The 424-nt window shown below is 60.4% G+C and carries 1 protein-coding gene; it reads left to right on the top strand.

Translation table 11 applies throughout. The features are described from left to right. Positions 1–424, top strand: a 424-nt coding sequence (locus PZH32_RS11490) for a hypothetical protein (RefSeq protein WP_275208388.1), incomplete at both ends; no start/stop codon positions are given.

Here is a 424-nt window from a genome sequence, read left to right as displayed (position 1 = left end):
GATCCAAGGTGGTGTTGCTGTACAAGCGCAGTGACTTCGATCTGACCGACGTGACGCTCACGGTACAGAAGGACAAAACTTGCAACGCTGTGCGCATCGGTGAGGCGGTCGACACCCAGGCCGGCTACTACTACGAGAACATCCACCTCATTGGGGGTACCCTGGACAACAACGGCCGGGCGAACACCTGCGTGAAGCTGGCTCATGCCAAGAACGTCACCATGACCGGCGTTACCGTGCGCAACGCCCGCAACGGGCACTTGGTGGAAGTGGGCGGCGTGGCCAATATGACGGTGTCGGGCTGCACCTTCCGCGATCAGGTGCAGGTGGGCACCCACACCATGATTCCCGAGGCCTTCCAGATTGACGTGCTCAACACCAAGCACTTCCCGGGGCACTTGCCTGAAGCGTTGCCGGTGAAGAA

Origin of the sequence: Adlercreutzia equolifaciens (assembly GCF_029076695.1) — a bacterium.
Lineage (GTDB): Bacteria > Actinomycetota > Coriobacteriia > Coriobacteriales > Eggerthellaceae > Adlercreutzia > Adlercreutzia equolifaciens_A.
This window is presented reverse-complemented; position numbering and strand designations above follow the sequence as displayed.